The organism is Hydrogenophaga sp. RAC07 (assembly GCF_001713375.1).
Classification (GTDB): Bacteria; Pseudomonadota; Gammaproteobacteria; order Burkholderiales; family Burkholderiaceae_C; genus Hydrogenophaga.
Genome location: NZ_CP016449.1, coordinates 376,796 through 403,634, shown reverse-complemented (window position 1 = coordinate 403,634; position 26,839 = coordinate 376,796). Strand labels below are relative to the sequence as shown.

At 65.6% G+C, this 26,839-nt stretch carries 27 protein-coding genes and 3 pseudogenes; 12 read left to right on the top strand and 18 right to left on the bottom strand.

All coding sequences use genetic code 11. From position 1 onward, the window contains the following. Positions 1-22 precede the first annotated feature (22 nt). The 5 genes from BSY239_RS01815 to BSY239_RS01795 are packed head-to-tail and all read right to left on the bottom strand — an operon-like array spanning position 23 to position 3,857. Positions 23-898, bottom strand: coding sequence for an alpha/beta hydrolase (locus tag BSY239_RS01815; RefSeq protein ID WP_069045330.1), 876 nt, complete (start codon positions 896-898; stop codon positions 23-25). Next, positions 895-1,326: a nuclear transport factor 2 family protein gene (locus tag BSY239_RS01810; protein ID WP_172823057.1), complete on the bottom strand. Its 432-nt coding sequence runs from the start codon at positions 1,324-1,326 to the stop codon at positions 895-897. Before BSY239_RS01810 ends, BSY239_RS01815 begins: the two co-directional genes overlap by 4 nt. Further along, positions 1,313-2,104: a crotonase/enoyl-CoA hydratase family protein gene (locus BSY239_RS01805; RefSeq protein WP_069048710.1), complete on the bottom strand. Its 792-nt coding sequence runs from the start codon at positions 2,102-2,104 to the stop codon at positions 1,313-1,315. Before BSY239_RS01805 ends, BSY239_RS01810 begins: the two co-directional genes overlap by 14 nt. Continuing rightward, the gene (locus BSY239_RS01800) at positions 2,101-2,475 is read right to left on the bottom strand and encodes an AtuA-related protein (RefSeq protein ID WP_069045328.1); all 375 of its coding nucleotides are present in this window, start codon (positions 2,473-2,475) and stop codon (positions 2,101-2,103) included. The genes BSY239_RS01805 and BSY239_RS01800 overlap by 4 nt, the downstream gene beginning before the upstream one ends. Continuing rightward, positions 2,472-3,857 carry an acyclic terpene utilization AtuA family protein gene (locus BSY239_RS01795; protein WP_069048711.1) on the bottom strand — a complete coding sequence of 462 codons (1,386 nt, stop codon included), beginning with the start codon at positions 3,855-3,857 and terminating at the stop codon, positions 2,472-2,474. The genes BSY239_RS01800 and BSY239_RS01795 overlap by 4 nt, the downstream gene beginning before the upstream one ends. 164 nt (positions 3,858-4,021) lie before the next feature. On the opposite strand from BSY239_RS01795, the gene BSY239_RS01790 reads away from it, so the two are divergent. The 8 genes from BSY239_RS01790 (at position 4,022) to BSY239_RS01755 (ending at position 12,484) form a co-directional block, all read left to right on the top strand. Then, on the top strand, positions 4,022-4,897 hold the full coding sequence (locus tag BSY239_RS01790) for a branched-chain amino acid ABC transporter permease (protein WP_069045327.1): 876 nt from the start codon (positions 4,022-4,024) through the stop codon (positions 4,895-4,897). A gap of 60 nt (positions 4,898-4,957) precedes the next feature. Beyond that, positions 4,958-6,034 (top strand): branched-chain amino acid ABC transporter permease, encoded by a 1,077-nt coding sequence (locus BSY239_RS01785; protein WP_069045326.1) that lies wholly within the window; start codon positions 4,958-4,960, stop codon positions 6,032-6,034. 103 nt (positions 6,035-6,137) lie between these two features. Then, complete coding sequence (locus tag BSY239_RS01780; protein WP_069045325.1) at positions 6,138-6,977, top strand: ABC transporter ATP-binding protein; 840 nt, start codon at positions 6,138-6,140, stop codon at positions 6,975-6,977. Beyond that, on the top strand, positions 6,974-7,762 hold the full coding sequence (locus tag BSY239_RS01775; RefSeq protein WP_069045324.1) for an ABC transporter ATP-binding protein: 789 nt from the start codon (positions 6,974-6,976) through the stop codon (positions 7,760-7,762). The genes BSY239_RS01780 and BSY239_RS01775 overlap by 4 nt, the downstream gene beginning before the upstream one ends. A gap of 1 nt (position 7,763) precedes the next feature. Further along, positions 7,764-9,620, top strand: a complete 1,857-nt coding sequence (locus tag BSY239_RS01770; protein WP_069045323.1) for an AMP-dependent synthetase/ligase — start codon at positions 7,764-7,766, stop codon at positions 9,618-9,620. A 51-nt stretch (positions 9,621-9,671) separates the two neighbouring features. Next, positions 9,672-10,847, top strand: a complete 1,176-nt coding sequence (locus BSY239_RS01765) for an ABC transporter substrate-binding protein (protein ID WP_069045322.1) — start codon at positions 9,672-9,674, stop codon at positions 10,845-10,847. A 164-nt stretch (positions 10,848-11,011) separates the two neighbouring features. Continuing rightward, positions 11,012-12,031, top strand: a complete 1,020-nt coding sequence (locus BSY239_RS01760; RefSeq protein ID WP_069045321.1) for a GSU2403 family nucleotidyltransferase fold protein — start codon at positions 11,012-11,014, stop codon at positions 12,029-12,031. Between the two features lie 3 nt (positions 12,032-12,034). Then, positions 12,035-12,484, top strand: coding sequence for a DUF2784 domain-containing protein (locus tag BSY239_RS01755; RefSeq protein ID WP_069045320.1), 450 nt, complete (start codon positions 12,035-12,037; stop codon positions 12,482-12,484). Positions 12,485-12,582: 98 nt separating this feature from the next. On the opposite strand, the gene BSY239_RS01750 is transcribed toward BSY239_RS01755, so the two are convergent. The 3 genes and pseudogenes from BSY239_RS01750 to BSY239_RS01745 form a co-directional block, all read right to left on the bottom strand. After that, a complete protein-coding gene (locus BSY239_RS01750; RefSeq protein WP_236944123.1) occupies positions 12,583-12,927 on the bottom strand; it encodes a very short patch repair endonuclease in 345 nt (114 codons plus the stop codon). 61 nt (positions 12,928-12,988) lie between these two features. After that, positions 12,989-13,120 (bottom strand): annotated as a pseudogene (locus tag BSY239_RS21895) (ATP-binding protein); the annotation flags it as partial. Continuing rightward, positions 13,119-13,382, bottom strand: a pseudogene (locus tag BSY239_RS01745) (IS21 family transposase); the annotation flags it as partial. The pseudogenes BSY239_RS01745 and BSY239_RS21895, both read right to left, overlap by 2 nt. Before the next feature lie 60 nt (positions 13,383-13,442). Between BSY239_RS01745 and BSY239_RS01740 the strand changes: the two are divergent. Together BSY239_RS01740 and BSY239_RS01735 are read left to right on the top strand one after the other, a co-directional pair. Beyond that, positions 13,443-14,357, top strand: a complete 915-nt coding sequence (locus BSY239_RS01740; protein WP_216637493.1) for a Z1 domain-containing protein — start codon at positions 13,443-13,445, stop codon at positions 14,355-14,357. Beyond that, complete coding sequence (locus BSY239_RS01735) at positions 14,350-15,303, top strand: PD-(D/E)XK motif protein (protein ID WP_069045318.1); 954 nt, start codon at positions 14,350-14,352, stop codon at positions 15,301-15,303. Before BSY239_RS01740 ends, BSY239_RS01735 begins: the two co-directional genes overlap by 8 nt. Here the strand turns inward: BSY239_RS01735 and BSY239_RS22760 are convergent. From BSY239_RS22760 to BSY239_RS01690, 10 genes and pseudogenes are all read right to left on the bottom strand, one after another. After that, positions 15,279-15,518, bottom strand: a pseudogene (locus BSY239_RS22760) (hypothetical protein); the annotation flags it as partial. The gene BSY239_RS01735 and the pseudogene BSY239_RS22760 overlap by 25 nt on opposite strands. A gap of 37 nt (positions 15,519-15,555) precedes the next feature. Next, positions 15,556-15,870 carry an EthD family reductase gene (locus BSY239_RS01730; protein WP_069045317.1) on the bottom strand — a complete coding sequence of 105 codons (315 nt, stop codon included), beginning with the start codon at positions 15,868-15,870 and terminating at the stop codon, positions 15,556-15,558. Between the two features lie 31 nt (positions 15,871-15,901). Further along, on the bottom strand, positions 15,902-16,402 hold the full coding sequence (locus BSY239_RS01725) for a thioesterase family protein (protein WP_442905757.1): 501 nt from the start codon (positions 16,400-16,402) through the stop codon (positions 15,902-15,904). Further along, on the bottom strand, positions 16,390-17,550 hold the full coding sequence (locus tag BSY239_RS01720; RefSeq protein WP_069045315.1) for an acyl-CoA dehydrogenase family protein: 1,161 nt from the start codon (positions 17,548-17,550) through the stop codon (positions 16,390-16,392). Before BSY239_RS01720 ends, BSY239_RS01725 begins: the two co-directional genes overlap by 13 nt. Continuing rightward, positions 17,547-19,463: an acetyl/propionyl/methylcrotonyl-CoA carboxylase subunit alpha gene (locus BSY239_RS01715; protein ID WP_069045314.1), complete on the bottom strand. Its 1,917-nt coding sequence runs from the start codon at positions 19,461-19,463 to the stop codon at positions 17,547-17,549. The genes BSY239_RS01720 and BSY239_RS01715 overlap by 4 nt, the downstream gene beginning before the upstream one ends. Beyond that, the gene (locus tag BSY239_RS01710; protein ID WP_083239758.1) at positions 19,460-20,338 is read right to left on the bottom strand and encodes an enoyl-CoA hydratase/isomerase family protein; all 879 of its coding nucleotides are present in this window, start codon (positions 20,336-20,338) and stop codon (positions 19,460-19,462) included. Before BSY239_RS01710 ends, BSY239_RS01715 begins: the two co-directional genes overlap by 4 nt. A gap of 190 nt (positions 20,339-20,528) precedes the next feature. Next, positions 20,529-21,701 (bottom strand): acyl-CoA dehydrogenase family protein, encoded by a 1,173-nt coding sequence (locus BSY239_RS01705; RefSeq protein ID WP_069045313.1) that lies wholly within the window; start codon positions 21,699-21,701, stop codon positions 20,529-20,531. Between the two features lie 30 nt (positions 21,702-21,731). Further along, positions 21,732-23,399, bottom strand: a complete 1,668-nt coding sequence (locus tag BSY239_RS01700) for an acyl-CoA carboxylase subunit beta (protein ID WP_069045312.1) — start codon at positions 23,397-23,399, stop codon at positions 21,732-21,734. Next, positions 23,392-24,294 carry an SDR family oxidoreductase gene (locus tag BSY239_RS01695; RefSeq protein WP_069045311.1) on the bottom strand — a complete coding sequence of 301 codons (903 nt, stop codon included), beginning with the start codon at positions 24,292-24,294 and terminating at the stop codon, positions 23,392-23,394. Before BSY239_RS01695 ends, BSY239_RS01700 begins: the two co-directional genes overlap by 8 nt. Next, positions 24,291-24,986, bottom strand: coding sequence for a TetR/AcrR family transcriptional regulator (locus BSY239_RS01690; RefSeq protein WP_069048709.1), 696 nt, complete (start codon positions 24,984-24,986; stop codon positions 24,291-24,293). The genes BSY239_RS01695 and BSY239_RS01690 overlap by 4 nt, the downstream gene beginning before the upstream one ends. Positions 24,987-25,128: 142 nt before the next feature. Here BSY239_RS01690 and BSY239_RS01685 point away from each other — a divergent pair, with 142 nt between their 5' ends. Both BSY239_RS01685 and BSY239_RS01680 read left to right on the top strand, forming a co-directional pair. Next, positions 25,129-26,364, top strand: coding sequence for a saccharopine dehydrogenase family protein (locus BSY239_RS01685; protein WP_069045310.1), 1,236 nt, complete (start codon positions 25,129-25,131; stop codon positions 26,362-26,364). 3 nt (positions 26,365-26,367) lie between these two features. Beyond that, positions 26,368-26,811: a hypothetical protein gene (locus BSY239_RS01680; protein ID WP_069045309.1), complete on the top strand. Its 444-nt coding sequence runs from the start codon at positions 26,368-26,370 to the stop codon at positions 26,809-26,811. Positions 26,812-26,839 lie beyond the last annotated feature (28 nt).

Sequence of the window (26,839 nt, the reverse complement as noted above, 5' to 3'; positions counted from 1 at the left end):
GCGGCGGAGCGTGGGGGCAGGATCAGTAAGTGCTCCCACGCACAAACCGTGCGATGCCCGTCGCCACCTCCGCCTCCTGCTCCAGAAAGCCGTGTGGCGTGCGACCCTCGCAGGCGTCCAGCCCCGTTCGCGCCGGCGCGCCAGGGCCGCCGCTGACGGTCACCACCTGCTGCCGCGGGCTGCGCGTGCGTTCGACGAGTTGCGCCATGAGTCCGGGGGGCGAACGCACGCAGGTGTCGGCCGCGTGGCCCACCACCAGCAAGGGCAGGTGGATGTTCTCCAGCGGCAGGTCGAACACGGACTGTGCGACCCAGGGTTTGCGGGCGCCCGCCTGGCCGGCCATCAGGGCCGAGGTCAACACCACACCATCGGGTGCGGCCGCGCCTGAGAGCCGCGACGCGGCGTTGGCCGCCGAGATGGCGCCACGGCTCGTGCCCACCACCCACACCGCACCCTGCGTGCGTGTGCGCAGAAGGGCAATCACCTCGCCGAGGTCGTGCGCATGGCGCGGGTCGGTGCGAAATCCACGCAGTCCGTCTTCTCCCTGGAAGCCGGAAGGCGCGTCCACCAGCGCGGTGGAAAAACCGGCTGCGTTGAACAGCGGGACGGAGCGCACGAGCGAGTTGCCGGCCAGCTTGCGCGCGCAGCCTTGGGCATCCAGGTCCAGGTGCCCGCCACCCCCGGCCAGCAACAGCAGCGTGACGGGGCTGGCCGCCACACCGCCCGACGAAAGCGCGAAAGACAGACGCAGCGTGTTGCCGGATCGGGTGTCCAGCGTCAGCACCTCGCCACATCGCTCGATGCGCGGCGCCTGGGCATGGCAGGCCGCGGCAACGAACACACCGCAGGCAAGTGCGCAACGCAGAAACCGATGCGACACGCGACCCAACCCGCTCATGAGGCCTCGGCCAGCGCAGCCAGTGCGTTCAGCGGCGCGGGCACGGCCGAAGAATGGTGGTCCACGATGCGCCATGCGCCAGCCACGCGCCGGAAAGTGAAGCTGAAGCGGGCCGGTACCTCGCGCAGCGACGGCGCCGCGGACATCGTCAGCGTGTAGCGACCGGTGTTCACCGCCATCTCGCCGAACACGCGGGGCAACACCTCACCCAGCGCCATGTGCGGCACCGGCTGCAACGCGAACACGGCGGCGAAATACGCAGCGATGCCCTGCGGCGTGGTGATGAGCTCGGCCGCGGTGGTGCCCCAGAGCACGGCCTGTGGGTCGTAGAGCGCGCAGATGGCCGCCGTGTCGCCGCGGTTGAACGCGGCGATCCAGGCTTCGGTGGCGGCGCGCACCGAGGCTTCGTCGATGTCAGAACTTTCCATGGCGCCCCTGTCCCGCAGCGAAGCGCGTGGCGCCTGCAAGTGCATCGGGAATGCGCGCCTTGCCGCGCTGCCATTCCTGCAACAGCGCTTCGCCCAGCGGCAGGTCCCACTGGGCCAGCGCGCTCTCGCGGTCGGCGCGCATCGTGGCTTGCGGGAAGGCGGCCAGTTGGCGCGCCAGGGTGACGGCGGCTTCGCGCGCTTGCCCTGTGGGCACCACCCGGTTGGCCAGGCCCATCTGCAGCGCCTCGGCCGCCTCCACCTGGCGGCCGGTGAGGATCAGGTCCATCGCGTGGCCCATGCCGATCAGGCGCGGCAGGCGCACCGTGCCGCCGTCGATGAGCGGCACGCCGAAGCGGCGGCAGTAGACGCCGAAGTACGCGTCTTCTTCCATCACACGCATGTCGCACCACAGCGCAAGCTCCATGCCGCCGGCCACGGCCGCGCCGCTCACCGCGGCGATCACCGGCTTGCTGAGCTGCAGGCGCGACGGGCCCATGGGGCCGAGGGCGTGCGGGTCGTCGGCGTTGAAGTCGAGGTCAAGGCCGCTGGTGTCGCCCTGAGCGGCGAGGCGTGCGCCGTATTGCAGGTCCCAGCCAGCGCAGAAGTGGCCGTTGGCGCCATGGAACACCGCGACCCTGGCCGTGGCGTCGGCTTCGAATTCGAGAAAGGCGGCATGCAGGGCGCGTGCGGTCGGGCTGTCCACCGCGTTGCGCACATCGGGGCGGTCGAGCGTGACGATCCAGATGTCGTCGTGTCTTTCGGTGGTGACAGCGCTCATGGCCACCAACCCACGCGTGGCGTGTTCAAGGCAGCGTCCAGTTCGTCCTGCGTCACCTCGATCTCCATGCGCAGCAACGCCCCCGCCATCGCCTTGCCCAGGTTGTCCAGCCGCAGGTTGCGTGCGCCACCACCCTGCAGGGCGCCACGCAACACGAACTTGAGCGCCAGGATGTTGGGCAGCGTCCAGGCGTCCACCTCGCCGGGCAACCAGGGTGCAAAGTGCGCCTGCACGCGTGCTGCCGTGACCTCACGCTCCAGCAGCCGGTAGCCCGCTGCGTTCCACGCGAACAGGCCGAAGTCCACCCAGTCGGCCTTGTCGCCGCTGCGGGCGTGGGCGATGCGCACGAGGGGGATGGTGATCTTCGTCATGACAGCAGCTCCACACGAACGCCCTGCTCCACCTCGGCACGCGGGATCAGCGTCGGCCAGATGCCCAACAACTCGCTGGTGTTGTGCAGCCCCGTGAAGCCGCAGGTGTAGGCCGGGCCGCTCAGGCCGATCCAGGGGAACAGACGGCCAAAGCCGTCGGCGGCGGCCTTGTCCTGCGTGCGCAGCACCAGGCGTGTCCAGATCTCGTTGCTCTGGTTGAGCGCATCGGCCTTCGGCAGCGGCGCCAGCGCACCGTGCGCCGAGTTGAGTCCCGGGTATTCCACAAACAGTTCGTCGTGTGGAATGCGTTTCTCCTTGAGCAGGGTGCGGATGGTCGCTTGCGCGGCCTGCGCCTTGTCCCAGGCGTCGGGCCACGAGAAGCCCCAGGTCACCTCGGCCTTGTAACCGTCGCGGAAACCCGCCACCACCTTGAGCGTGTCGGTGGGCGGCGTGCCGCGCGCTCCGGTGAGGCGCACGCGATCAAAGCCTTCGTCGTGCAGGGTGATGTGGCCCATGTCCAGCACCACGTCGGGCGAAAAATAGGCGTGCGGGTTGTGCACCTCGTAGAGCAGCTGCTGGCGCACGGTGTCGAAGTTGATGCGCCCGCCCGTGTCGGGTGCCTTGGTGATGAGCGCCGTGCCGTCCTCGTACACCTCGGCGACGGGGTAGCCGATGTGCGCCAGATCGGGGATGGCCTGCCACGCGCCCTGGCTGCCGAAGTTGCCACCGCTGCCCTGGCCCGAACATTCGAGCAAATGCCCCACGGTGAGGCCTTGCGCCAGGCGGTTCAGCTCTTGCTCGCTGGAGGCGCCCGCAAGCGTCCAGCCCAGGCCATGCGCCAGCGGCCCGAGAAAGAGCGCAGCGTCCGCCACGCGCCCGGTGATCACGATGTCGGCCCCCGCGTCCAGCGCGTCCACGATGGGCTGTGCGCCCACGTAGGCGTTGGCAAACACGAGCCGCTCGCGCACGCCGGCCACGGGCTCGTGGGTGAAGAGGTGGTCGAACCCGGCTTCGGCGCTTTGCAGGCGCGACAACACATCGTCGCCCGTGACCACCGCCACCTTGGCCTGCCAGCCCTTGGCCTTGAACGCCGCCAGCACCGCCTGCGCCGCACCACGCGGGTTGAGCCCACCGGCGTTGCACACAAAACGCACACCGCGTTCGCGCATCAGCGGCCAGAGCTTCAACAGCATGGGCACCACGTCGCGCGCATAGCCCAGCGCCGGGTCGCGCTGGCGGTCTTTTTGCAGGATGGCCAGCGTGAGTTCGGCCAGGTGGTCGCTGGCGATGAACTGCACACCACCACGTTCGATGCTCGCAGCCACAGGCTCCCAGTTGTCGCCGTAAAACCCCAGGCCGGCGCCGATGCGTATGGACTTCATGCGGTGCATCTTCATGGCGCGTCGGCGACTCTGGATGGGGGACAACCCCTAGCGGCAGTCCCGGGCAAGACAGCTATAAATCTTTCACACCGCAGGGACAGGCTGCCACACAGTTTGCAGCACGCAACCCCGACAAGGCGGCGCCAGAACAACAGGAGACATGCGTGCAATTGCTGCAACTGCTCATCAGCGGTGCGGCCCAGGGCTGTATCTACGGACTCATCGCCCTGGGTTTCGTGCTGATCTACAAGGCGACCGAAACCGTGAGTTTTGCGCAGGGCGACCTGATGATGGTCGGCGCTTTCGCCGCCCTCGCGGCCATGACGGTGCTCGGTCTGCCCTTCTGGCTCGCGGTGCCCGCCGCCATCATCGCCATGGGCCTCTTTGGTGTGGTGCTCGAACGCGCGGTGGTGCGCCCCATCCTGGGGCAGCCCGCGTTCTCCATCGTCATGCTGACCATCGGTGTGGGTTACGTGCTGCGCGGGCTCATCACCATGATCCCCAACATCGGCACCGACACCCACACCCTGCCCGTGCCCTACGCCGGCCAGGTGTTGCGCATGGGTGGACTGGTGGTCTCGGCCGAGCAGATCGTGGTGATCGGCGTCACCGGTCTGCTGTGTCTGGGGCTGTTCGCCATGTTCCGCTACAGCAAGCTCGGCATCGCCATGCAGGCTTCGTCGCAAAACCAGCTCGCGGCCTACTACATGGGCATTCCGGTGAAACGACTCAACGGCCTGGTGTGGGGCCTGGCCGCGGCGGTGGCGGCCATTGCCGGCCTGCTGCTCGCCCCCATCACCTTCGTGCACGCCAACATGGGCTTCATCGGTCTCAAGGCTTTTCCGGCTGCGGTGGTGGGTGGCTTCACCAGCCTGCCCGGCGCCATCGTGGGCGGCTTGATCATCGGCATCGTCGAAGCGTTCTCGGGCTTTTATCTGCCTGAAGGCTTCAAGGACGTGGCGCCCTACATCGTGGTGCTGATCATGCTGGTGCTCAAACCGAACGGCCTCTTTGGCGAAAAACTGCGCAAGAAAGTGTGATGACTTGGGGGTCAGACCACTCGCGCAGCGACGTGCTCTGACCCCAACTGATCGAGAACCATGAGATTCCTTTTCAAGACCGACTACAACCAGGACATCAAACTCGCCAAGCATGGCGGGCAGACCTTCTGGTACAGCCTGCTGGGCCTCTTCCTCGTGGCCGCGCCGTGGGTGATCCAGGAGTACTGGCTTGCCCAGCTCACCTTTGTGCTGATCTATTCCATCGTCGGCCTCGGGCTGATGTTGCTGGCGGGTTTCACCGGCCTGTTCTCGCTCGGCCACGCCGCGTTTCTGGGCGTGGGCGCTTACACGCAGGCCATCATGGTCAACGCCGGGTTGCCTTTCCCGCTGGCGCTGGCCTGCGCCGGCTTGCTCTCGGCCGCGGTGGGCATGGTGGTGGGCTTGCCGGCGCTGCGGGTGAAGGGCATCTACCTCGGCATGGCCACGCTGGCGTTCGGTTTCATCGTTGAAGAAATCATGGCGCGCTGGGAACACGTGACCGGCGGCAACTCGGGCCTGGTGGTCAATGCGCCCGCGCTCTTCGGCTGGGAGCTGGAGTCCACCAACGAGTTCTACTTTTTGTGCCTGGTGGTCACGGTGCTGGCCACGCTGGCCATTGCCAACCTCATGCGCTCATCCACCGGGCGCGCGTTTGTCGCCATCCGCGATTCGGAGATTTCGGCGCAGAGCATGGGCATTCACCTGGCGCGCTACAAGACCATGAGCTTCGCGCTCTCGGCCGCACTCGCCGGCATTGGCGGCGCGCTGTACGCGCACAAGATCCAGTTCCTCTCGCCCGAGCAGTTCAGCATCATCCAGTCGATCGATCTGCTGCTCATGGTGGTGATCGGCGGGCTGGGCTCGATCCACGGCGCGTTCCTCGGCGCCATCTTCCTGATCGTGATGCCGCAGCTCATTGCCTTGGGCAAGGACTTCCTGCCCGCGGCCATTGGCCAGGCGGCCGGTTTGCAAGGCACGGTGTACGGCCTGGTGCTGATCGCGTTTGTGCTGTTCGAGCCCATGGGCCTGTATGGCCGCTGGCTCAAGATCCGCGCCTATTTCCAGCTGTTCCCGTTCTATCGCAAGGGCATGTTCAAGCGGCAGAAGAGCTTCCAGAAGTCGGACCGTCTCAAATGATGCCCCCACGCTTGTCACTTCGTGTACTGCGCTGCCCCCCGAGGGGGCTGGCCGGCCTTGGGGCGGCCCGGCGGCCGTCCGTATTTCTCTCCGAGCAGGTCCTATGAGCGACATCCTTCTATCGGCGAAAAGTTTGAGCGTGCGCTTCGGCGGCGTGCTCGCGGTCAACAACGTAAGCTTTGACGTCAAGCGCGGCGAGGTGTTCACCCTGATCGGCCCCAACGGTGCCGGCAAGACGACGGTGTTTAACCTGATCAGCCGCATCTACACGCCCACCACCGGCACCATCGACTACGCCGGGCCCGACGGCATGCTGCGCCTGACCGACCAGGCGCCGCACCAGATTGCCAGCCTCGGCATCGCGCGCACGTTCCAGAACATCGAGCTGTTCGAACACGCCACCGTGCTGCAGAACCTGCTGATCGGCCGCCACACGCACCGCAAGACCGGGCTGTGGAGCGAGATCTTCTTCACAAGCAAGACGCGCGCGGCCGAGATCGAGGCGCGCGAGAAGGTGGAGCAAGTGATTGACCTGCTGGACCTGCAGCACCACCGCGAAAGCATGGTGGCCGGCCTGCCTTACGGTGTGCGCAAGGTGGTGGAGCTCGCGCGCGCGCTGTGCACCGAGCCCAAGCTGCTGCTGCTGGACGAGCCTTCCTCGGGCCTGAACGTGGAGGAGACCGAAGACATGGCGTTCTGGATCACCGACATCAAGAACGAACTCGGCATCACCGTGCTGATGGTGGAACACGACATGACCCTGGTCTCCAAGGTGTCCGACCGCGTGCTGGCCATGAGCATGGGCACCGAGCTGGCGTCGGGCACGCCGGCGCAGGTGCAGAGCGACCCGGGCGTGATCGAGGCCTACCTGGGCTCGATGGACGACGTATCGGGCCTGCGCCGCGAAAACCACAAGCCTGCTGCAGTGGGAGCAAGGTCATGAGCGTTGCCACCTCCGACGCCCCCGTGTTGAAGCTGCTCAACGTCGAGAGCGCTTACGGCCCCATCAAGGCGATCCGCGGCGTGAGCCTGCAGGTGCGCCGCAGCGAGATCGCCACCGTGCTCGGCTCCAACGGCGCGGGCAAAACCACCATCCTGAAGACCATCAGCGGCATCATCGATCCGCGCAAGGGCTCCATCGAGTTCAAGGGTGAAGACATCACCGCCAAGGACCCGGCCTTCGTGGTGCAGCAGGGCCTGAGCCACGTGCCCGAAGGGCGCGAGGTGTTCGCCCTGCTCTCGGTGCGCGACAACCTGCTGATGGGCGCCTACACCCGCAAGGACCGCGACGGCGTGGCGCGCGACATGGAGCTGGTGTTCAACTACTTCCCCATCCTGCGCGAGCGCGCCGCACAAGACGCGGGCCTGCTCTCGGGCGGGCAGCAGCAGATGCTGGCCATCAGCCGCGCGCTCATGGCCAACCCTGATCTGATCCTGCTCGACGAACCCAGCCTGGGCCTGAGCCCGAAGCTCACGAAAGAGATCTTCGAGATCGTGGTGCGCATCAACCGCGAGCGCGGCACCACCATCCTGCTGGTGGAACAAAACGCCAACATGGCACTCAATGCGTCGGACTACGGCTACGTGCTGGAGAACGGCCGCATCGTGATGGAAGACACCTGCGCCAACTTGCGCGAGAAGGACGACATCAAGGAGTTCTACCTCGGCATGAAGGAAGAAGGCGTGCGGGCCGATCGGCGCTGGAAGAAGAAGAAAAACTGGAGATGACATGAGCAACTTGTGGGACCTCTCCGGCATCCAGCCGCAAAACAAGATCGTGCTCGAAGGCGAGACCATTCCGGCGCTGTTCTGGAACGGGGTGAAAGCGCGCGGGCCCAACGTGTGGATGCGGCAGAAGGAGTTCGGCATCTGGCGCAGCTGGAGCTGGACGCAGACCGGTGATGCGGTGCGCGAGATTGCGCACGGCCTCATGGCCATCGGCTTCGAGCCGCGCGAGACCGCGTCCATCTTGTCCAACACCACCATCGAATGGGTGCTCTGCGACCTGGCCGTGCTCAGCGCGGGCGGTGTGTCCAACGGCATCTACCCCACCGACGCGGCCGAGCAGGTGCAGTACCTCTGCGCCGACTCGGGCACCACGGTGCTGTTTGTGGAGAACGACGAACAGCTGGACAAGGCACTGGAAGTGCGCGACCAGCTGCCCAAGCTGCGCAGAATAGTCGTGGAGGACATGGAAGGCCTGCGCGAGCTCAACGACCCGCAGGTCATCAGCCTGGTGCAGCTGCGCGAGCTGGGCCGCGCCCACCTGCAGCAGCACCCCGGCATGCTGGAAGCCCGCGTGGCCGGCTGCAAGCCCGACGAACTGGCCATATTGGTCTACACCTCGGGCACCACCGGCCGGCCCAAGGGCGCGATGCATTCGCACAAGGCGCTGGTCTACACCGTGCGCGGCTACAACACGCTGATTGCCCGCAGCGAGCAGGACGAGTGCATGTGTTTTCTGCCGCTGTGCCACATCGCCGAGCGCATGGGCGGCGAGTATTTTTCGCTCTACACCGGAGCCAAGCTCAATTTTGTGGAGAACCCCGAGACGGTGCCCGAGAACGTGCGCGAGATCGCGCCCACGGTGTTCACCGCCGTGCCGCGCGTGTGGGAAAAGTTCTATTCGGGCGTGATGATCACGCTGAAGGAAGCCGGCAAGATCCAGCAGGCCGCCTACGCCTGGGCGATTGGCGTGGGCCAGCGCGTGGCCGACCTGGTGATGGCCGGCAAGCCGGTGCCCGGTGGTCTGCGCCTGCAGTTTCATGTGGCGCGCACGCTGGTGCTCAACAACGTGCGCAAGCTCATCGGCATCCACAAGGCGCGTTTTCTCGTCACGGGTGCGGCGCCCATTTCGCCCGAGCTGGTGCGCTGGTACCTGGCGCTGGGCGTGCCCATGCTCGAGGTGTGGGGCATGACGGAAACCTGCGGTGCGTCCACCGGCATCCCGGCCGAGCGCATCAAGCCCGGCAGCATCGGCCCCGCCGCCAGCTACAACGAGGTGAAGCTCGATCCGGTGACCAGCGAAATTTTGGTGCGCGGTCCCAACGTGTTCATGGGCTACCTGAACCTGCCCGAGAAGACCGCCGAGACCATCGACAGCGAGGGCTGGCTGCACACGGGTGATGTGGGCGTGGTGGATGAGGAAGGGTTTTTCCGCATCACCGACCGCATGAAAGACATCATCATCACCGCAGGGGGCAAGAACATCACGCCGAGCGAACTGGAGAACGAACTCAAGTTTTCGCCGTACGTGACGGACGCCGTGGTGATCGGCGACAAGAAGCCCTACCTCACCGTGATCATCATGATCGACCAGGAGAACGTGGAGAAGTATGCGCAGGACAACGACGTGCCGTTTTCCAACTACGCCAGCCTCACCCGCGCGCCCGAGGTGCAGGCGCTGATCCAGACCGAGATCGATCGCGTGAACAAAAAGTTTGCCCGGGTGGAACAGATCAAGAAGTTCTTTTTGCTCGACACCCAGCTGAGCGCCGAAGACGAAGAACTCACCCCCACCATGAAGCTCAAACGCAAGCTGGTGCAGACCAAATACGAGCCGCAGATCAACGCCATGTACAGCTGACCCCTCACCTCAACCGCCACCATCTGACCACCACCCCAGGAGACACAAGAGATGAAAACCCGACTGACACTGGTTGCCGCCCTGCTCGCCGCGGGCAGCAGCGCGGCCTTCGCGCAAACGCAAGGCGTGAGCAAAGACGAAATCGTGCTCGGCTCCATTCAAGACCTCTCGGGCCCCATTGCCGGCTTTGGCAAGCAGGTGCGCCTGGGCATGATGCTGCGGGTGGACGAGGTGAACGAGCAAGGCGGCATCAACGGCCGCAAGATCAAGCTGGTGGTGGAAGACTCGGCCTACGACCCGCGCCGCGCCGTGCTGGCCGCGCAGAAGCTGGTGAACCAGGACAAGATCTTTGCGATGGTGGGCCACATCGGCACCGCGCAAAACATGGCCGCCATGCCGGTGCAGTTCCAGAAGAACGTGATCAACTTCTTTCCGGTGACCGCAGCGCGCGAAATGTACGAGCCCTTCCACAAGCTCAAGTACAGCTTTGCCGCCACCTACTACGACCAGATGAAGATCGCCGTGCCCAAGCTGGCGAAGGAAAAAGGCGCCAAGAAGGTGTGCGCCATGTACCAGGACGACGAGTTCGGCCTGGAGGTGAAGCGCGGCGCTGAAGACGGCCTGAAAGCCGCCGGCATGACGCTCGCCGTGGAAACCAGCTACAAGCGCGGCGCCACCGACTTCTCGTCGCAGATGCAGAAGCTGGCCTCCGAGCAGTGCGACATGGTCGTGATGGGCACCATCATCCGCGAGACCATCGGCGGCATTGCCACGGCCAAGCGCCTGGGCTTCAACCCCACCTTCATCGGCTCCAGCGCCGCCTACACCGACCTGATCCACAAGCTCGGCGGCCCCGCCATGAACGGCTTCTACGCCACCATGACGGTGCAGAACCCCTACACCGACGAAGCCTCGCAGCCGATCCGGTTCTGGGCCAACAAGTACAAGACCAAGTTCAACGAAGACCCGACCGTGTTCTCGGTCTATGGCTATTCGCTGGTGGACACCTTCTTGCGCGCCGCAGGCAAGGCCGGCAACAACCTGACCACCGAGAGCTTCATCAAGGCGATGGACACCATGGTCATTCCGCCCGATATCTTCGGCAGCGCCGAAATGACCTTCAGCCCCACCAAGCGCCTGGGCAGCAATTCAACCCGCCTCTCGCAGCTGCAGGACAACCGCTGGAAAGTGGTGTCCGAGTACATGAAGATCGACGCCGCCAAGTGAGCGCTGTGTGATCAACGAATGACACGTTGCCTGCCTCGGCAGGCCATGCGTGAAACCGCCAACACCTTGTGTGCTGGCGGTTTTTTTTCGCCGGTGGGTTTCCGGGCTTCCAACCCATGAAGCAGCTGGTTATACTGACTTTTATTTTTTTCAGTATAACGAGCATGCTCTACACACCACTCTCGACCGCAGCCCAGACCGCGTACGCCGCGGTGAGAAGCGCGAGCATGCTGGACAGCGTTCGTTCGGTGGCATCACTGCCGGGCAGCTTCTCCCGCAAATCCGTCAAGGGCCACCACTACTGGTACTACCAGACCGCCGACCTGACGGGCAAACAAAAGCAGATCTTCCTGGGCACGGACAGCGACGAGCTCACAGCCATGATCGAGCTGCACCGCCAAGGTGATGAATCCAAAACGCACCTGCGGCAGCTGACGCGCCAGGCCATTGCAGCGGGCTGCCCGGCCATCGTTCCCTCTCACGCCAAGATCATCGAGCGGTTGGCCGATGCCGGCTTCTTCATGGCGGGCGGCATCCTGGTGGGCACACATGTGTACATGGCGTACCAGAACTACCTGGGTGTGCGCTGGCATGCTGGTGCACAAACCGTCGACCTTGACTTCGCACACGCGGGGCGCAACGTGTCGGTGGCCATTCCGTCGGACGTGACCATGGACATGGGCAGCGAAATCGAAGCACTCAAGATGGGCTTTGTGCCGGTAAGCAGCCTCACCACTTACATCAAGTCCGACGAGCAGGATTTGCAGATCGACTTTGTGACCTCAACCCACCGGGGCGGCGACACACCCGTGTTGATCAAGGCCTTGAACGCCACGATGCAGCCCTTGAAGTTCATGGAGTTTTCCATGGAGGCGCCCATTCAGGTGACGTTGCTCGCGCAACGCGGCGCCATCACCGTGAACGCGCCGCCCCCCGAAAAGTATGCCCTGCACAAGCTGCTGGTGTACGGCGAGCGCCCACAAGACATGCGGGTGAAGGCCACCAAAGACCTCGACCAGGCCGCGTCGCTCATTGAATACCTGGCCGAGAACGACGCCGACCTTTTGAACGAGACCTGGCTCGACCTGATCAACCGCGGCCCGGGCTGGCAACGCCGCGCGCTGGAAGGCCTGAAAGCCCTCCGCAAACGGCACCCCGACATCGACACCAATGCGCTGGGCTGAACCATGACACCCACCCAAGCCCTGTGGCTCGCCGACGCCATCCTGGCGCTGCACATGGGCATCGTGCTCTTCGTGGTCGGCCTGCTGCCCCTCGTCTTGCTCGGCGGTGCCCTGGGCTGGCGCTGGGTGCGCCACTTCGGCCTGCGCCTCACCCACCTGGCCCTGATGGTCTTCATCGCCGCCCAGGCCTGGCTCGGCCAGCTCTGCCCCCTGACCGTGTGGGAACAAGACCTGCGCCGCCTCGCCGGCCAAAGCGGCTACCGCGAAAGCTTCATCGAGCACTGGCTGTCACGCCTGCTGTACTGGGAGGCGCCCTGGTGGGTGTTTGTGGCGGGGTACACGGGGTTTGCGGTGGCGGTGGGGGTGGCTTGGTGGGGGGTGAGGCCACTTAAACCCGGGGAACCTGCCCGGAGTTCACTGTTCGATGCACAACATGACCGAACAGACCATTGATACCCAAAAGACAAAGGTAGAGACCAACGAGACCAACAGCAAGGTCGGCTGCGGTGCCGAAAATCTCAGAGAAAGTCCGTCGCCATCCAGCTCAATGATCAGCAGTGATCTGCCTCCAGGAACGACCTCAGCTTCCGGGTCAGCTGAGGCAGATCGCAAACCTCGCACTCCCAAACGATCAGAAACTGCCATCCCAGGGCAACCAGCGCTGCCAAAGCCAATGCATCGCGCCGCGTGTTGCCCTCCAACTTATTCAGCCAGAACTGCGCATTCGACTTCGGGGTGTAGGCAAACCTGCAACCAGGATGCCGATGCCAGAAACAGCCATGCACGAAAGTCACCTTCTTCATTCGCGGAAAAACAAGATCCGGCGAACCTGGCAAATCCTTTCGGTGCAAGCGATACCTGAAGCCCATTCCGTGCACAAGCTTGTTGAGTTCCACTGATCTCTGACCCGAGATTTCCATCGAATGCTGACCCACCCGCTTGTGTGAGCAAAGCAGCTCACGTTGTGGATAAGTGCTTCGTTTTCTCCTTTTCAGACTTGGGGCCTGCTGAACTGTTTTTGAACCGATAGCTGTCGTTTCCGGTCTCCAGAATATGGCATCGGTGCGTCAGCCGATCCAAAAGCGCCGTCTGTGTGGAGCTGCAGCAAAGTGCGCCGCTGTTTCCGCGACTTTGTTGCCTCGATCAAGAGCCAGGTCGAAAGCTTGTCAGCGTATGGATCGAGCTTGCTGGTGCTCGTCCGCTTGGCATAGCGGGGCTCTTCGTCGCCCGCCCGCAGGTACTTCTTAACGGTATTGCGAGCCAGGCCTGTGCGCCTGGAGATCTCGCGGATGGACATCTGCTCGCGCAATGCCCAGCGTCTTATGACACTTAAAGTCGCCACGTCTATCACTCCTGAAATCTCCTGCTACTAAAAGCAGCAGGATAGGGTTCTTACGTGGGTCAGCTTTAAATGGAAATTGCAGCTCTAAGTGGGTCAGTTTTCAACGGAAGCCAACAGGCCCGCTGGTACGGTTTTCGGGCTGGCTATGAAGATCTGATTCGCATCTGGACCACTGAAGGCATCGCGCAATGGTTTGTGGAGCTGGCATTGGTCGAAGAGTCCCTGCGTGAATCCATCACTGCACTGAACAAGGCCGGCCGCAAACCCGATCAGATGGCCATAAGGATGCGCGCCCACTCTAAGCTGCTGCTTACAAGCAAGAACAAGAGCAGGATGCAGACGGATGACGCGCGGTCATGGTCTGGGGAGAATCCCCAGACCATCCTATTACCCCTGTACGACCGCGAATTGCTTGAGCGGAATTTAGACCTTGCGTCCGCGCTACTGCGACAGCACCCCCCAACTCAGGATGTTCACGGCGGCGCTATCGCACACGATGTACCAGCCGAGGATATTGCGCTGTTTCTGCAGCGCTATGAAGGACACCCGAATAGCATTGCATTTTTAGGGGCTGAGATTGCCGACTGGATCCTGGAGCGCGCGGAAGCGGGAGAGTTGGTGAACTGGAAAGTGTTCGTAGCCAACCCGCAGCGTGACCGGCAGGTACTCCTCGGAGGAAGGCCGTTCGGACTTGTGCGGCGTTCGCTGCAAGCCAACGAGTCGATCGGCATCCTGATCGATCCTCGCCACGAAGGTGTTGATCTCCATGGCGGACCGGACAACTACCGGGCGGAATACGGCTTCAACGCTAGGGCTATGCGCGAGGACCGGCCTGCTCAGCAAGGACTGCTGCTCCTGTACCCACTCGATCCGGAACCGCTGCGCGCGCCGACACAGGCCGTGCTTGGCCTCGCGCTATCACTACCCTGGACCACTGACGGCAAAGAACGGTTTGTCGTGAACCGTGGGGTCCGCCATGGGTGAGATCACGCAAGAGCGATGGACAAGCCTGCGCGAACAGCGCCTTCCACATGAGGACGTCTACGAACAAGTAGCCGAAGATTTGGAACTTGCACTGATCGGCGTCTCAGACGACGGACGACTGCACCTGCTTCTTGCCATCGATGTCGCTCCACAAAATCTGCCTCCGGACCTGCAGAGCCTTCAAGTACGTATCCTGGAAGGCGGACAGATGTGGCTTGATGTCTCCGCCCGCAGCCACCACGAAGAGCTGCTGACGCTCGTCGCAAACAAAGTCCTGCATGCCATTCGCATTGAAGGCCGTGATCCTGCGGTCTCGGTCGAACGGATCATCGACGAAATGCGCGCGGCACTGCGCCCGCTCGCGCCCGACCTCGGCGCAACGGAGCAGATCGGCTTGTTCGGAGAACTCTGGGTGTTGTCGAATGTGCTGTTGCCGACGCTAGGCCCGCGGATCTGCCACCTCTGGAGCGGCCCGGAAAGTGAACGCCACGATTTAATCGGACAGGGAGTCCATGTCGAGGTAAAGACAACTACGCGGTCTGAGCCGAAACATGAGATCTCCCGCCTCGATCAGCTGAAAGCTCCCGTCAGCAAACGCCTCCTGTTCGTCAGCGTCATGCTGGAAAGAAGCTTGGGTGGCGACGAAACCCTCGCAGACCGCGTCGATGAAATTCGAGAGAAGCTCGGATCGGATGGACATGCGCTCGACGTCTTTGATATGCGCTTGGCACAGCTCGGCTGGCACGAAAGCCTGCGGCAGACCGGTGTCCTGCTACGGTTTACATTCCGCAATGTCCACGTGTTCGAGGTTGCCGGCACATTCCCCCGGCTCCCCGACGACTATGTTCCGCCACTCGGTGTGACCGGCGTCAAGTACAGCATCAACGTCGGAAGCCTGCCTTCGCTCGACGTCTCCGAAGTTCAGGAAGTTCTACTGACCGCCTGACCCGCCACCGCAGGACCTGCGCTGCCGCACGCACCCGCTCCAGTGGACAACAGCTTCCCGTCCGACCCCAAAAACTCCAGGCGAGTGCTGGCCACGCGCGAGCCCCGTTGCATGACTTCGGCACGCAGTTCAAAGTGTTCGCTGATGTCGGGGCGCAGGTCGATAGTGCTGAGTCTTCTAAAGCGACTCAGGCGCTTCCAAAGCGCCTCGTCCATGGACCAACGGTGGTCACCTTGATCAGCTAACCCGCCACTACCCAACCACCACCTCACTGATCTGCATCACCGGTGCGATGTCCGTGTAGTTCGGCACGTCGGCCATGATGTCTTTGGCGTGGGGTCCGAATCCGGCCTGGAAGGTTTCCACCGAATCGCAGAACAAGTGGCACATGGCCACGTAGGTGGCGGGTGCGCCGGGGGCACCGCCGGCCATGCCTTTGTCCACGGTGTAGGACTTGAGCGCCGCGCCCAGCTTGGCCTTGACCATGGGCATGTGTTGGTCGCGGTAGTAGTCGTGGTTGAACTTCGCGCCAGGGGTGTTGGGGTACATCACGCTGACTTTGATCATGGCTAGTCTCCTGGTTGTTGGTTGGGAAAGGTCACGAAACGATGTAAGCCCCCGCCCCGGTCGACATCAACTTCCCATCCGCCCCCAGAAACTCCATGCGTGTGCTCGCCACGCGCGAGCCCAGGCGCATGACTTCGGCGCGCAGTTCAAAGTGGTCGCTGATGCCGGGGCGCAGGTAGTCGATGCGCAGGTCGATGGTGCCGAGTTTGCTGAAGCGGTGCAGGCGTTGCATGGGGGGCTCAATCATGTGGCGCGCGCCGATGGCGGCCATGCAGGCCAGGCCGCCCATGGCGTCGAGGCAGGCGCTGATGACGCCGCCGTGGATGCGGTTGTGGCTGTAGTGGCCGACCAGCTGGGGCTTCATGTCGATGCGGCCGACGACCTTGTCGGGCGTGATGCTCACGATCTTCAAACCCAGCACCTGGTTGAACACGATCTTTTCTTCAAACAGGTGTTTGAGCGCGTCGATGAATTCGGGCTCGAATTCGACGGGTGCGTAGGGGGTCGTTGTTGTTTTGGTCATAGGGCCCATTGTCGTGCGGCGAGTTCTTTCATGATCTCTTCGGCACCGCCGCCGATCATCATGACCTTCACCTCGCGGTACACACGCTCGCTCACGGTGCCGCGCATGTAGCCCATGGCGCCGAGGATCTGCACGGCAGCGTCGGCGCAGTGCTGCATGGTCTGGGTGGCGTGGTTTTTCAGGAGGCAGACCTGTGCCACCCAGTCGGTTCCACTGTCTCCCGCGTCCACCCGCGCGCCCAGCGCGTCCACCCAGGCCTGGGTGGACTGGATGCGCATCTGCATGTCCATGAGCTTGTGGCGGATCACCTGGCGTTCGATGAGGGGTGCGCCGAAGGTGCTGCGCTGGCGGGCCCAGGCCAGGGCTTCGTCGTAGCAGGCCTGCGAAAAACCGAGCGCCATGGCCGACATGGCGAGGCGCTCGCCATTGAAGTTGCCCATGATCATGCGAAAGCCTGCGCCCTCGGCGCCCAACCGGTAGCGGGCGGGCACACGCACACCGTCAAAGCGCAGCTGCGCGGTGTCGCTGCAGTGCCAGCCCATCTTGTGCAGCTTGCTGCGCGAGATGCCGGGGGTGTGGCAAGGCACGACGATCATGCTGATGCCGCTGGCGCCCTTGCTGTTCAGGTCGGTGCGCACCGCCAGCGTGATCCAGTCGCAGCGCATGCCGGAGGTGATGAACACCTTCTCGCCGTCGATCACGTACTCGTCGCCCTCCAACCGCGCGGTGGTGCGCAGCGCGGCCACGTCCGAGCCGCCGCCGGGCTCGGTGATGCCCAGGGCTGCAATCTGCTCGCCACGCAACACCGGCGGGATCACCTCGGCCTGCAGCTCGGGTGTGCCGTGCGCCAGCACCGGCGGCAGGCCGATGTTGTGCGTGAACAGGCTGGCCATCACTCCGCCGCTGCCGCCATGGCGCGCCAGCGTTTGAGACATGCCGTTGCGCACGCTCCAGGGCGCGGGCGTGCCGCCCAGGTGCTCGGGGTAGCCCAGGCCGAGCAGGCCGAGTTCGGCGGCTTGGTGGTACAGGCCGCGCGGGAACTCGCCGGCCTCGTCCCACGCGTTCACATGCGGCGCGATGGCCTGGGTGGCGAAGCGTTGCACGGTGTCGAGCAGCGCGGTGCGGTCTTCGGGGGTGAAGTCGTGCGTCGTGTTCATGCGGCAAAGGTGATGAGCAGTTGTCCGGGCGCGACCTGCTGGCCAGCGGCCACCGACACGTTGTCCACGGTCACGTCGCGCGGCGCGGCCAGGGTGTGTTCGAGCTTCATGGATTCGATGACCAGCAGCGGCTCGCCTTTGGCAACGGTGGCGCCAGCTTGGGCGTGCACGGCGATGAGCTTGCCGTTGAACGGGGCGCGCAACTCGCGCGCGGCCGACACACCGCCTGCGCGCTCGCGCGGCACGAGGCTGAGGTCAAGCAGCTCGATGGTGTGGGCACCGGCTTGCACCTGCCAGCGGCCCGCGCCGAGCGACACAGCCGCCACAGGCCAGCCGATGCCGTCCACAACCACGCGGCCCGGGCTCACGCGCGCCTGCGCTGTGCGCTCGCCCCAGGCCACGCTCAGCGCGCCCTGCCCGAGCTCTCGCGCGGCCAGGTCCAGCACCTGCTCGCCGTGTTGCCAGCGCAGGGGGCGGGCAAAGGGGCAGGCCAGCGCGGTGGCCGGGGCCTGCGCGCTGAAGGCCGCGCCGAGCACGCTGGCCAGCACCGCGTCGGGCGGGGGCAGCAGCATGGCGCGAACGGTGTCGCCCTCCTCGGCCAGAAAGGGAATGAGCGCACCGCCCTCGTGAAACACCGGGTGGCGCAGGCAGGCCGCAAGGAACGCGCGGTTGGTCGGCAGGCCAAGCACACGCGTCTGGTCCAGCGCGTGGGCGAGGCGGTCGATGGCATCCCTGCGGGTGGGCGCGTGCACGATCAGCTTGCCGAGCATGGCGTCAAAGTGCGGGCTGACTTCGCTGCCGGTTTCCAGCGCGTGGTCAAAGCGCAGGCCGGGCACCATCGGCGGTTCGGCGAACCGCAGCACGCGGCCCGTGTGCGGTGTGTGGTGCTCGTCTTCGGCGCACAGGCGCACTTCGATGGCGTGGCCGTTGAAGGTGATCTGTGCCTGCGTGAGGGGCAGCGGTTCGCCGCGCGCGACGCGGAGTTGCCATTCAACGAGGTCAAGACCGGTGAGTGCCTCGGTGACGGGATGCTCCACCTGCAGGCGCGTGTTCATCTCCATGAGGTGGAAAGCGCTGCCCTCCAACAAAAACTCCACCGTCCCCGCCCCCACATACCCCGCCGCCTGCGCCAGCGCCACGGCGCAGCGCCCCAATTCGCCCCGCAGCTCGGGCGACACCGCAGGGCTCGGCGCTTCTTCAATGATCTTCTGGTGCCGACGCTGCACCGAACAGTCGCGCTCGCCCAGGTGCACGCAGTGGCCGTGCGCATCCGCAAACACCTGCACCTCCACATGCCTGGGGCGCAGCAGCGCGCGCTCGATCAGCAGGTCGCCATTGCCGAAACCGCTCAGGGCTTCCGAGCGTGCGCCCCTGAGCGCAGGCAACAACTGGTCGGCGCTGTGCACCAGGCGCATGCCGCGCCCGCCGCCACCGGCCACGGCCTTCACCATCAGCGGAAACCCCACGCGCTGCGCCTCGGCCTCAAACGTGGATTCGCTCTGGTCGTCGCCAAAGTAGCCGGGCAGACAAGGCACACCGTGCGCCACGGCCAGTGCCTTCGCGGCCGACTTGCTGCCCAGCGCGCGGATGGCCGCTGGCGGTGGACCGACCCAGGTGAGGCCGGCGTCGATCACGGCCTGCGCGAAGTCGGCGTTCTCGCTGAGAAAGCCATAGCCGGGGTGCACCGCGTCGGCGTTGGTGGCCAGCGCCGCGTCCAGCAGGCGGTCCACGCGCAGGTACGACTCGGCCGAGGTGGTGCCGCCCAGCGCAAACGCGCTGGTGGCCTCGCGCACATGCAACGCGTGGGCGTCGGACTCGGAAAACACGGCCACGGTCTCGATGCCCATGGCGTGCGCGGTGCGGATGACGCGGCGGGTGATTTCGCCGCGGTTGGCAATCAGGAGGCGTTTCATGAATCAACTCCGGCGCCGGGCCGCCCCAAGCCGGATTCGCCCCCTTGGGGGGCAGCGACCCGCGCAGCGGTGGAGCGTGGGGGCACGTTTCCAGCCCAGGGGGCCGGCTGCTTCTTGGCAAACGCGGACAGTCCCGCTGAGGCTTCGGGGCTGCGCAGCGCCGCAGCAAATGCACGGGCCGCCTCCTCGCGCAAATCGGGCACGTCACCGCGCAGGCGCTGCAGCAGCCGTTTGGTGCTGGCCACCGCGCCGGGTGCGGCGCGTCTCAAGCGGGCCAGCCGGTCCTGCAAACCTTGCTCCAGTTCGCCGTCGTCGGCCACCTCGTCCACCAGGCCCAGCTGCATGGCGGCTTCGGCCTTGAAGCTGAGGCCCTGCAGCAAACACTGGCGCGCTTTCGCCTCGCCCAGCCGCATCCACACAAAGGGCGCAATCTGCGCCGGCGGCAGGCCGAGCGTGACCTCGGGTGTGCCGAACACCGAACGCTCGGTGGCGATCACATGGTCGGCACAACACACCAGGCCAAAGCCCCCGCCCATGGCCGCGCCGTCCACCGCGCACACCAGCAGCTGCGGCAGCGCACACAGCGCGTGCAACACATCGCCAAAGCCCCGGTTCATGGCGATCAGCGGATCGTCTTCGCCGGGTTTGAGCGGCTGGCCGATGGCGCTGGCGAAGTTGCCCAGGCTGCCACCGGCGGTGAAGGCACCCGGCGCGCCGGTGAGCACGATGATGCGCAGGCTGTCGTCTTGTTGTGCACGCAGGGTGGCTTCAAACAGGCCGAGCACCATGGCGTCGCTCAGGGCGTTGCGCGTGGCGGGGTCGTTGAGGGTCCAGCGTTCGGTGTCGCCTTGGCGTTGTGTGTGGAAGGGGGTCATCGTGGGGTGTCCTGCAATGTGTCGGCGGGCGAGCCCCCACCCCTGCCCTCCCCCAGAGGGGGAGGGGGAACGAGGGGGAGCTCTGCCTTCGCTCCCTCCCCCAGAGGGGGAGGGGGAACCAGGAGGAGTTCTGCCTTCGCTCCCTCCCCCTCTGGGGGAGGGCAGGGGTGGGGGCCCGCGCGAAACAACCTCACTTCACCGCCCTCTTCGCAATCCCCATCGTCTTCGCCAGGATCCCCAGCATCACCTCGTCCGCCCCACCGCCAATCGACGCGAGCCGGCCATCGCGGTACATGCGCGAGACCTTGTTTTCCCAGGTGAAGCCCATGCCGCCCCAGAACTGCAGACAGGTGTCGGGCACGGTGCGGTTCAGGCGCCCGGCCTTGAGCTTGGCCATGGTGGCCCACTCGGTCACGTCTTCGCCGGCGATGTAGCGTTCACACGCCAGGTAGGTCAGTGCGCGCAGGCTTTCCACCTCGGTTTTCAGCTCGGCCAGCTTGAACTGCACCCACTGCTGGTCGGCCAGGCTGGCGCCAAACAGCTTGCGTTCCTGCGCCCACTCCACCGTCCAGCCAATGCAGTTGGTCAGGCTCTCCAGCGTGCTGGCCGCGCACCACAGGCGCTCTTCCTGAAACTGCTGCATCTGGTAGATGAAGCCCGCGCCCTCCTGGCCGATGCGGTTGCTTTGCGGCACGCGCACCTCGTCAAAGTAGATGAGGCCGGTGTCGCTGCTGTTCATGCCGATCTTCCTGATCTTCTGCGCCACCTCGATGCCTTTGACGAGCTTGCCGTTCTCGCGCATGCGCACCATCACCAGGCTCTTGTTCTTGTGCGCCGGGCCGTCGCTGGTGTTGACCAGCATGCACATCCAGTCGGCCTGCAGGCTGTTGGTGATCCACATCTTCTGGCCGCTGATCACGTAGTCGTCGCCGTCCTTGCGCGCCACGCTCTTGATGGCCGCCACGTCGCTGCCGGCACCGGGTTCGCTCACGCCGATGCAGCCCACCATGTCGCCCGCAATGGCGGGCGCAAGAAACTCGCGCTTGAGTTCTTCGCTGCCGAAGCGCGCGAGCGCGGGCGTGGCCATGTCGGTCTGCACGCCGATGGCCATGGGCACGCCGCCGCAGTGGATGTGGCCCAGCGTCTCGGCCATGGCCATGCCGTAGGAGTAGTCGAGCCCCGCGCCGCCAAACGCTTCGGGCTTGGTCAGGCCGAGCAGACCCAGATCACCCAGCCCCTTGAACACCTCGTGCGCCGGAAAGATCTCGGCCTTCTCCCATTCGTCCACCTGCGGGTTGATGTGTTCGTCGATGTAGCGCTTGAGCGTCTTCTGGATCTCGCGGTGCTCGTGGGTGAACTGCATGTCTTGTCTCCTGTTGTTTTGAATGGGTGCCTACATGCGCGCCACGCCGAACTGCATGGGCCGGGGTTCGCGCGCGGCGGCCTCGGCGCAGGTGTCCAGGCAGAAGGCGAGCGTGGCGCGGGTGTCGCGCGGGTCGATCACGCCGTCGTCGAGCACCAGACCGCTGGTGTAGAAGGCGTCGGCCTGGCTCTCGAACACGTTCACGATCTGGTCGAACTGCGCCTGCATCTGCACCGCGTCGGGCGTGATGCCTTTGCGCGCCATGCCGGCCTCGGCCACTATTCTCATGGTGCGCGCGGCCTGCTCGCCGCCCATCACCGCGGTCTTGGCCTGCGGCCAGCTGAAGAGAAAACGCGGCTCGTAGCCGCGCCCGCACATGCCGTAGTTCCCCGCACCGAACGACGCCCCGCACTGGATGGTGATCTGCGGCACGGTGGCATTCGTCACGGCCTGGATCATCTTGCTGCCGTGCTTGATCATCCCGCCCTGCTCGCTGTCCTTGCCCACCATGTAGCCGGTGGTGTTCTGCAGATAAACGATGGGGTGGCCGAGCTGGCACATCCACTGGATGAAGTGCGTGGCCTTGTTGGCACCGGCCACGTCGATCGGGCCGTTGTTGCTGACGATGCCCACCGCGTGGCCGTGGATGCGGGCCTGCACGCAGAGCGTGGCGGCGCCGTAGAGCGCCTTGAATTCGAGCAGCTCGGAGCCATCGACGATGCGGGCCATGACCTCGCGCATGTCCACCGGCTCGCGGTGGTGGGCGGGCATGAGGGCCAGGAGTTCGTCGGGAGGTAGAAGGGGTTGGCGCTCGTGGCCCCCACCCCAACCCTCCCCCAGAGGGGGAGGGAGTTCAAGCTCCCTCCCCCTCTGGGGGAGGGTTGGGGTGGGGGCGCGCCCAACCAACTGCCCCACCACCCGCCGCGCCACCCCCAGCGCCTCCCGGTCATCCTCAGCCAGGTACTCCCCCAGGCCCGACACACCGGTGTGCATCTCCGCCCCGCCCAGCTCCTCTTCGGTGGCCACCTCGCCGGTCGCTGCCATCAGCAACGGCGGCCCGGCCAGAAATGCCCGCGAGCGACCCCGCACCATGATCACGATGTCGGAGAGACCAGGCATGTAAGCCCCACCGGCCGTTCCCGAGCCGTGCTGCACCGTGATCACCGGCAGGCCGGCGGCCGAATGGCGCGCGAGGTTGCGGAACAGCGCGCCGCCGTGCACAAAGCCCTCGACCTGGTACTTCATGAGGTTGGCGCCGGCACTTTCCACCAGGTGCACAAACGGCAGCTTGTTCTGCAGCGCGATGTCCTGCACGCGCAGGATCTTCTCCAGCCCACGCGGCTGGATGGCACCGGCCTCGATGCCCGAGTCGCTCGCCACCACCATGCAGCGCACACCGGCAATGAAGCCGATGCCCGCCACCATGCCGCCGCCGGGCACCGACTTCGCCGGGTCCTTGGTGTCCTGCAGAAAACCGGCGAGCGAACACAGCGGCAGATACGGTGCGCCCGGGTCGAGCAGCAGGGCCACGCGCTCGCGCGGCAGCAACTGGCCCCGTTTGTCAAACACGGGTTTGGATTTGGCCGAGGCCTGGGCGGCGCGGTCTTCAAGCGCGCGCAGCTGCGTGATGCGCGCAAGCATCGCGTCGCGCCGCTCGTGCGCCTGCGGGCTCTGCGGATTGAAAGACGATTCAAACATCCTGAAAAACCTTCGGCGTCACGTAGCGGTGGAAACCATCGAAGGGTTTCACCGCGTCGCGGTCCTGCACCTCCACGGGTGCCGCCACCTGCCCCCAGCCCATGCGCACCTGCGGGCGCGCGCCATCCACGCGCAACACGCTGCCGCTGATGAAACTCGCCGCGGGTGAGAGCAGAAACACAATGGCGGCCGAGGTTTCGGCCTCGTTGCCGAAGCGCCCGGCCGGCACGGTCTCGCGCATCTCGCGCAACATGGGGCCGGCCTCCGGGGGGTAGTGGTCCATGCCGCTGGAGGCGATGTAGCCCGGCGCCACCGCGTTCACGCGCACGCCGCTGCGTGCCCATTCCAGTGCTGCGGTCTCGGTGAAGTTCACCATGCCCGCGCGCGCCGCACCGCTGTGGCCCATGCCGGGCATGGAGCCCCACATGTCGGCCACAATGTTGACGATCGAACCACCCTGGGTCTGCATGCTCTGCACATAACACTCACGCGCCATGAGAAAGCCGCCGGTGAGGTTGGTGTCGATCACCGCCTGCCAGCCCTTGGCGCTGATGTTCTCCAGCGGGGTGATGTACTGGCCACCCGCGTTGTTCACCAGGCCGTCGATGCGGCCGTGCGCGCCGACGATGGCGGTGACCACGGTGCGCACGACGTCCTCGTCGCGGATGTCGCAGGCGTGAAAACTCGCTCGCCCGCCGTCGGCCACGATCTCGCCGGCCGTGTCTTGCAGCTTCTCCAGCTTGCGGCCGATCAGCACCACATGGGCGCCCAGGCTGGCGAGTTCGTGCGCGGTGCAGCGGCCAATGCCCGAGCCGCCGCCGGTGACCACGATCACGCGGCCGTGCAGCAGGCCAGGGGCAAACGCAGACCGGTAATGGGTGTGTTCGTTGCTCATGTCGGCTCCTTCAGAAAAAGTTGCAAGGCCGAAGTGGTGAGGTCGTCGAGCGAGGCGCGCGCGCGGGCCTTGGCGCTGCGGCCCGAGGGCGGTGCGTACCACTGCACCGACCAGTTGAGCGCGCCAAAGATCATGAGACGCGCCAGCACCGGATCGCCGGCGAGTTGGCGGGTGGCGTGCAGTGCCTCGAACACCGGTACCCACGCCGCTTCGTAGTCGTCCTTGAGACCGTTCACCTCGCTGCGCTGCGTGGCGTCGAGCGATCGCCATTCGTAGAGCATCACGGGAATGAAATCGCTGTCGGGCCCCAGCAGCACGTCGAAGTGGTTGCGCACCAGCACCCGCAAACGCTCGCGCACATCGGCACCCGGCGGCAGGCCGGCCAGTGCAGCGTTCTGCCGCTGCAGCGCGCCCTGCATGCCCTCGAGCATCACCGCGGCCAGCAGGGCTTCCTTGCTCTCGAAATGGTAGAAGGGCGAGCCCGAACGCATGCCCACGGCGGTGGCGATGTCGCGCGTGCTGGTGCCGGCAAAACCCTGCGCCCTGAACAGCTTCGCCGCACCAGTGACCAGCTCGCGCCGCCGGTTGCCATCGTCGCGCTCGTCGGCCGTCTTGCGCGGGCGCCCACGCGAGCGGCGCGGCGCTTCGGCACCCACCTCGGCGGCCAGGGATTCGGGAATGTCCAGGTTCATGGCGGCCACCATAGCAGCGCCGTTGAATTTCAACAAGCACTTGCTTTGTGAAAATGTGAGCAGCTGTCTCCGGCTCGACATTCGGTCTCCGTGGATACCCTGAGGCCGACCGTGCAAGCCCCCGTTTCTGAGACCATGCCGCATGGACAAAGCCTTCGACATCATCCTCTTCGGCGCCACCGGCTTCACCGGTCGGCTGGTGGCCGAGTACCTGCACAAGACGTACGGTGTCGACGGCGGCGTGGCCTGGGCCATGGCCGGGCGCAGCCTGGAAAAGCTGACCCGGGTGCGCGATGAACTCGGCATCGGCCCCGCCCTGCCCCTGCTGGTGGCCGACGCGACCGATGCCGCCGCGCTGGCACGGCTGGTGACTCAGGCCCGCGTGGTCATCACCACCGTGGGGCCGTACCAGACGCATGGCCAGCCGCTGGTGGACGCCTGCGCGCAGGCCGGCACCGACTACGTGGACCTGTGCGGCGAGCCCGGCTGGATGGCGCAGATGATCCCGCGCCTGCAAGGCCCGGCGGCGGCCAGCGGCGCGCGCATCGTGTTTTCGTGCGGGTTCGATTCCATCCCGTTCGACCTCGGCGTGGTCTACCTGCAGCAGGAGGCGATGCAGCGCCTGGGCGCGCCGCTGGTGCGGGTGCACGGCCGGGTGAAGGTGATGAAGGGCGGCTTCTCGGGCGGCACCGCGGCCAGCCTGCTGGCCACGCTGGAGGCCGCCGGGCGCGACCCGGGTCTGGCCCGCACGCTGTCCGATCCGTTTGCGCTCACCCCGGGCTTTCGCGGTCCCCGGCAGCCCGACGACAGCACCGCCGCTTTCGACGAACTCGCGCAGTCGTGGAGCGGGCCGTTTGTCATGGCGCCGATCAACACCAAGAACGTGCACCGCACCCACGCGCTGCGCGGCCACCCGTGGGGCACCAACTTCGTCTACAGCGAACGTTTGCTCACCGGCAGCGGCAGGGGCGGAGAAAAGCGCGCCAAAGCGCTGGCGCGCAACACCCGGCTGCAAAACGCACTGCTGGCCTTTGGCCCCACGCGCGCGCTCATCCGCCGTTTTGCGCTGCCGCAGCCGGGTCAAGGTCCGACGAAAGAACAACGCGAGAAGGGCCGCTACGAGGTGCTGTTCATCGGCCAGACCGCCGACGGGCGCACCCTGCGGGCCAGCGTGAAGGGCGATCGCGACCCGGGCTACGGCTCCACCTGCAAACTCATCAGCGAAACGGCGCTGTGCCTGGCGCGCGAAACCGGCCACGACTCGACCCCCGGCGGCGTGTGGACGCCCGGTGCGGCCATGGGGCTCACGCTCGTGCGCCGGCTGCAGGAACATGCGGGCCTGACGTTTCAGATCCTTGACGAGTCGCAGGCAAACTGACCCATGCCCGAACAACGCGTATCCATTGGCCACGCCAGCGAGATCCCGCCCGCCTGGGGCGCGCCGCGCACGGCCTCCCGCCGCTTCACGGTGGCGATTCGTGAGCCGCGCGGCCGGGAGACCTTTTCGGTGGCCTGGGGCGATCTCACCGCGGACCCGGGCGTGGACTGGGTGGTGGTGCAGGACGATGGCACGGCCTGGCCGATCAAGAAAGATCTCTTCGCGCGCACTTACGAAACGGCCGGGCCCGGGCGCTACCGCAAGGTCGAGCGCAGCCGGCTGGTGCAGGTGCCGCCCGACACGGTGGCGTTGCTGGCCACGCTGGAAGGCCCGCTCGAAGTGCGGCACCCCGACTACGTGGCCGTGGGCTCGCAAGGCGAGGTCTATGCCAATGCGGCCGACTGGGTGCGCGACCACCTGAGCTTCGACCCCGTGGGCAGCGCCTGAGCCCGCCCTTCAACCGTTCCCTCCGTTT

Bases quoted from the DNA above. Each gene is read 5' to 3' on its own strand.
- BSY239_RS01815 (WP_069045330.1), bottom strand. From the start codon at position 898: ATGAGCGGGTTGGGTCGCGTGTCGCATCGGTTTCTGCGTTGCGCACTT.
- BSY239_RS01810 (WP_172823057.1), bottom strand. From the start codon at position 1,326: ATGGAAAGTTCTGACATCGACGAAGCCTCGGTGCGCGCCGCCACCGAA.
- BSY239_RS01805 (WP_069048710.1), bottom strand. From the start codon at position 2,104: ATGAGCGCTGTCACCACCGAAAGACACGACGACATCTGGATCGTCACG.
- BSY239_RS01800 (WP_069045328.1), bottom strand. From the start codon at position 2,475: ATGACGAAGATCACCATCCCCCTCGTGCGCATCGCCCACGCCCGCAGC.
- BSY239_RS01795 (WP_069048711.1), bottom strand. From the start codon at position 3,857: ATGAAGTCCATACGCATCGGCGCCGGCCTGGGGTTTTACGGCGACAAC.
- BSY239_RS01785 (WP_069045326.1), top strand. From the start codon at position 4,958: ATGAGATTCCTTTTCAAGACCGACTACAACCAGGACATCAAACTCGCC.
- BSY239_RS01780 (WP_069045325.1), top strand. From the start codon at position 6,138: ATGAGCGACATCCTTCTATCGGCGAAAAGTTTGAGCGTGCGCTTCGGC.
- BSY239_RS01775 (WP_069045324.1), top strand. From the start codon at position 6,974: ATGAGCGTTGCCACCTCCGACGCCCCCGTGTTGAAGCTGCTCAACGTC.
- BSY239_RS01770 (WP_069045323.1), top strand. From the start codon at position 7,764: ATGAGCAACTTGTGGGACCTCTCCGGCATCCAGCCGCAAAACAAGATC.
- BSY239_RS01765 (WP_069045322.1), top strand. From the start codon at position 9,672: ATGAAAACCCGACTGACACTGGTTGCCGCCCTGCTCGCCGCGGGCAGC.
- BSY239_RS01760 (WP_069045321.1), top strand. From the start codon at position 11,012: ATGCTCTACACACCACTCTCGACCGCAGCCCAGACCGCGTACGCCGCG.
- BSY239_RS01755 (WP_069045320.1), top strand. From the start codon at position 12,035: ATGACACCCACCCAAGCCCTGTGGCTCGCCGACGCCATCCTGGCGCTG.
- BSY239_RS01740 (WP_216637493.1), top strand. From the start codon at position 13,443: ATGGAAATTGCAGCTCTAAGTGGGTCAGTTTTCAACGGAAGCCAACAG.
- BSY239_RS01735 (WP_069045318.1), top strand. From the start codon at position 14,350: ATGGGTGAGATCACGCAAGAGCGATGGACAAGCCTGCGCGAACAGCGC.
- BSY239_RS01730 (WP_069045317.1), bottom strand. From the start codon at position 15,870: ATGATCAAAGTCAGCGTGATGTACCCCAACACCCCTGGCGCGAAGTTC.
- BSY239_RS01725 (WP_442905757.1), bottom strand. From the start codon at position 16,402: ATGGGCCCTATGACCAAAACAACAACGACCCCCTACGCACCCGTCGAA.
- BSY239_RS01720 (WP_069045315.1), bottom strand. From the start codon at position 17,550: ATGAACACGACGCACGACTTCACCCCCGAAGACCGCACCGCGCTGCTC.
- BSY239_RS01715 (WP_069045314.1), bottom strand. From the start codon at position 19,463: ATGAAACGCCTCCTGATTGCCAACCGCGGCGAAATCACCCGCCGCGTC.
- BSY239_RS01710 (WP_083239758.1), bottom strand. From the start codon at position 20,338: ATGACCCCCTTCCACACACAACGCCAAGGCGACACCGAACGCTGGACC.
- BSY239_RS01705 (WP_069045313.1), bottom strand. From the start codon at position 21,701: ATGCAGTTCACCCACGAGCACCGCGAGATCCAGAAGACGCTCAAGCGC.
- BSY239_RS01700 (WP_069045312.1), bottom strand. From the start codon at position 23,399: ATGTTTGAATCGTCTTTCAATCCGCAGAGCCCGCAGGCGCACGAGCGG.
- BSY239_RS01695 (WP_069045311.1), bottom strand. From the start codon at position 24,294: ATGAGCAACGAACACACCCATTACCGGTCTGCGTTTGCCCCTGGCCTG.
- BSY239_RS01690 (WP_069048709.1), bottom strand. From the start codon at position 24,986: ATGAACCTGGACATTCCCGAATCCCTGGCCGCCGAGGTGGGTGCCGAA.
- BSY239_RS01685 (WP_069045310.1), top strand. From the start codon at position 25,129: ATGGACAAAGCCTTCGACATCATCCTCTTCGGCGCCACCGGCTTCACC.
- BSY239_RS01680 (WP_069045309.1), top strand. From the start codon at position 26,368: ATGCCCGAACAACGCGTATCCATTGGCCACGCCAGCGAGATCCCGCCC.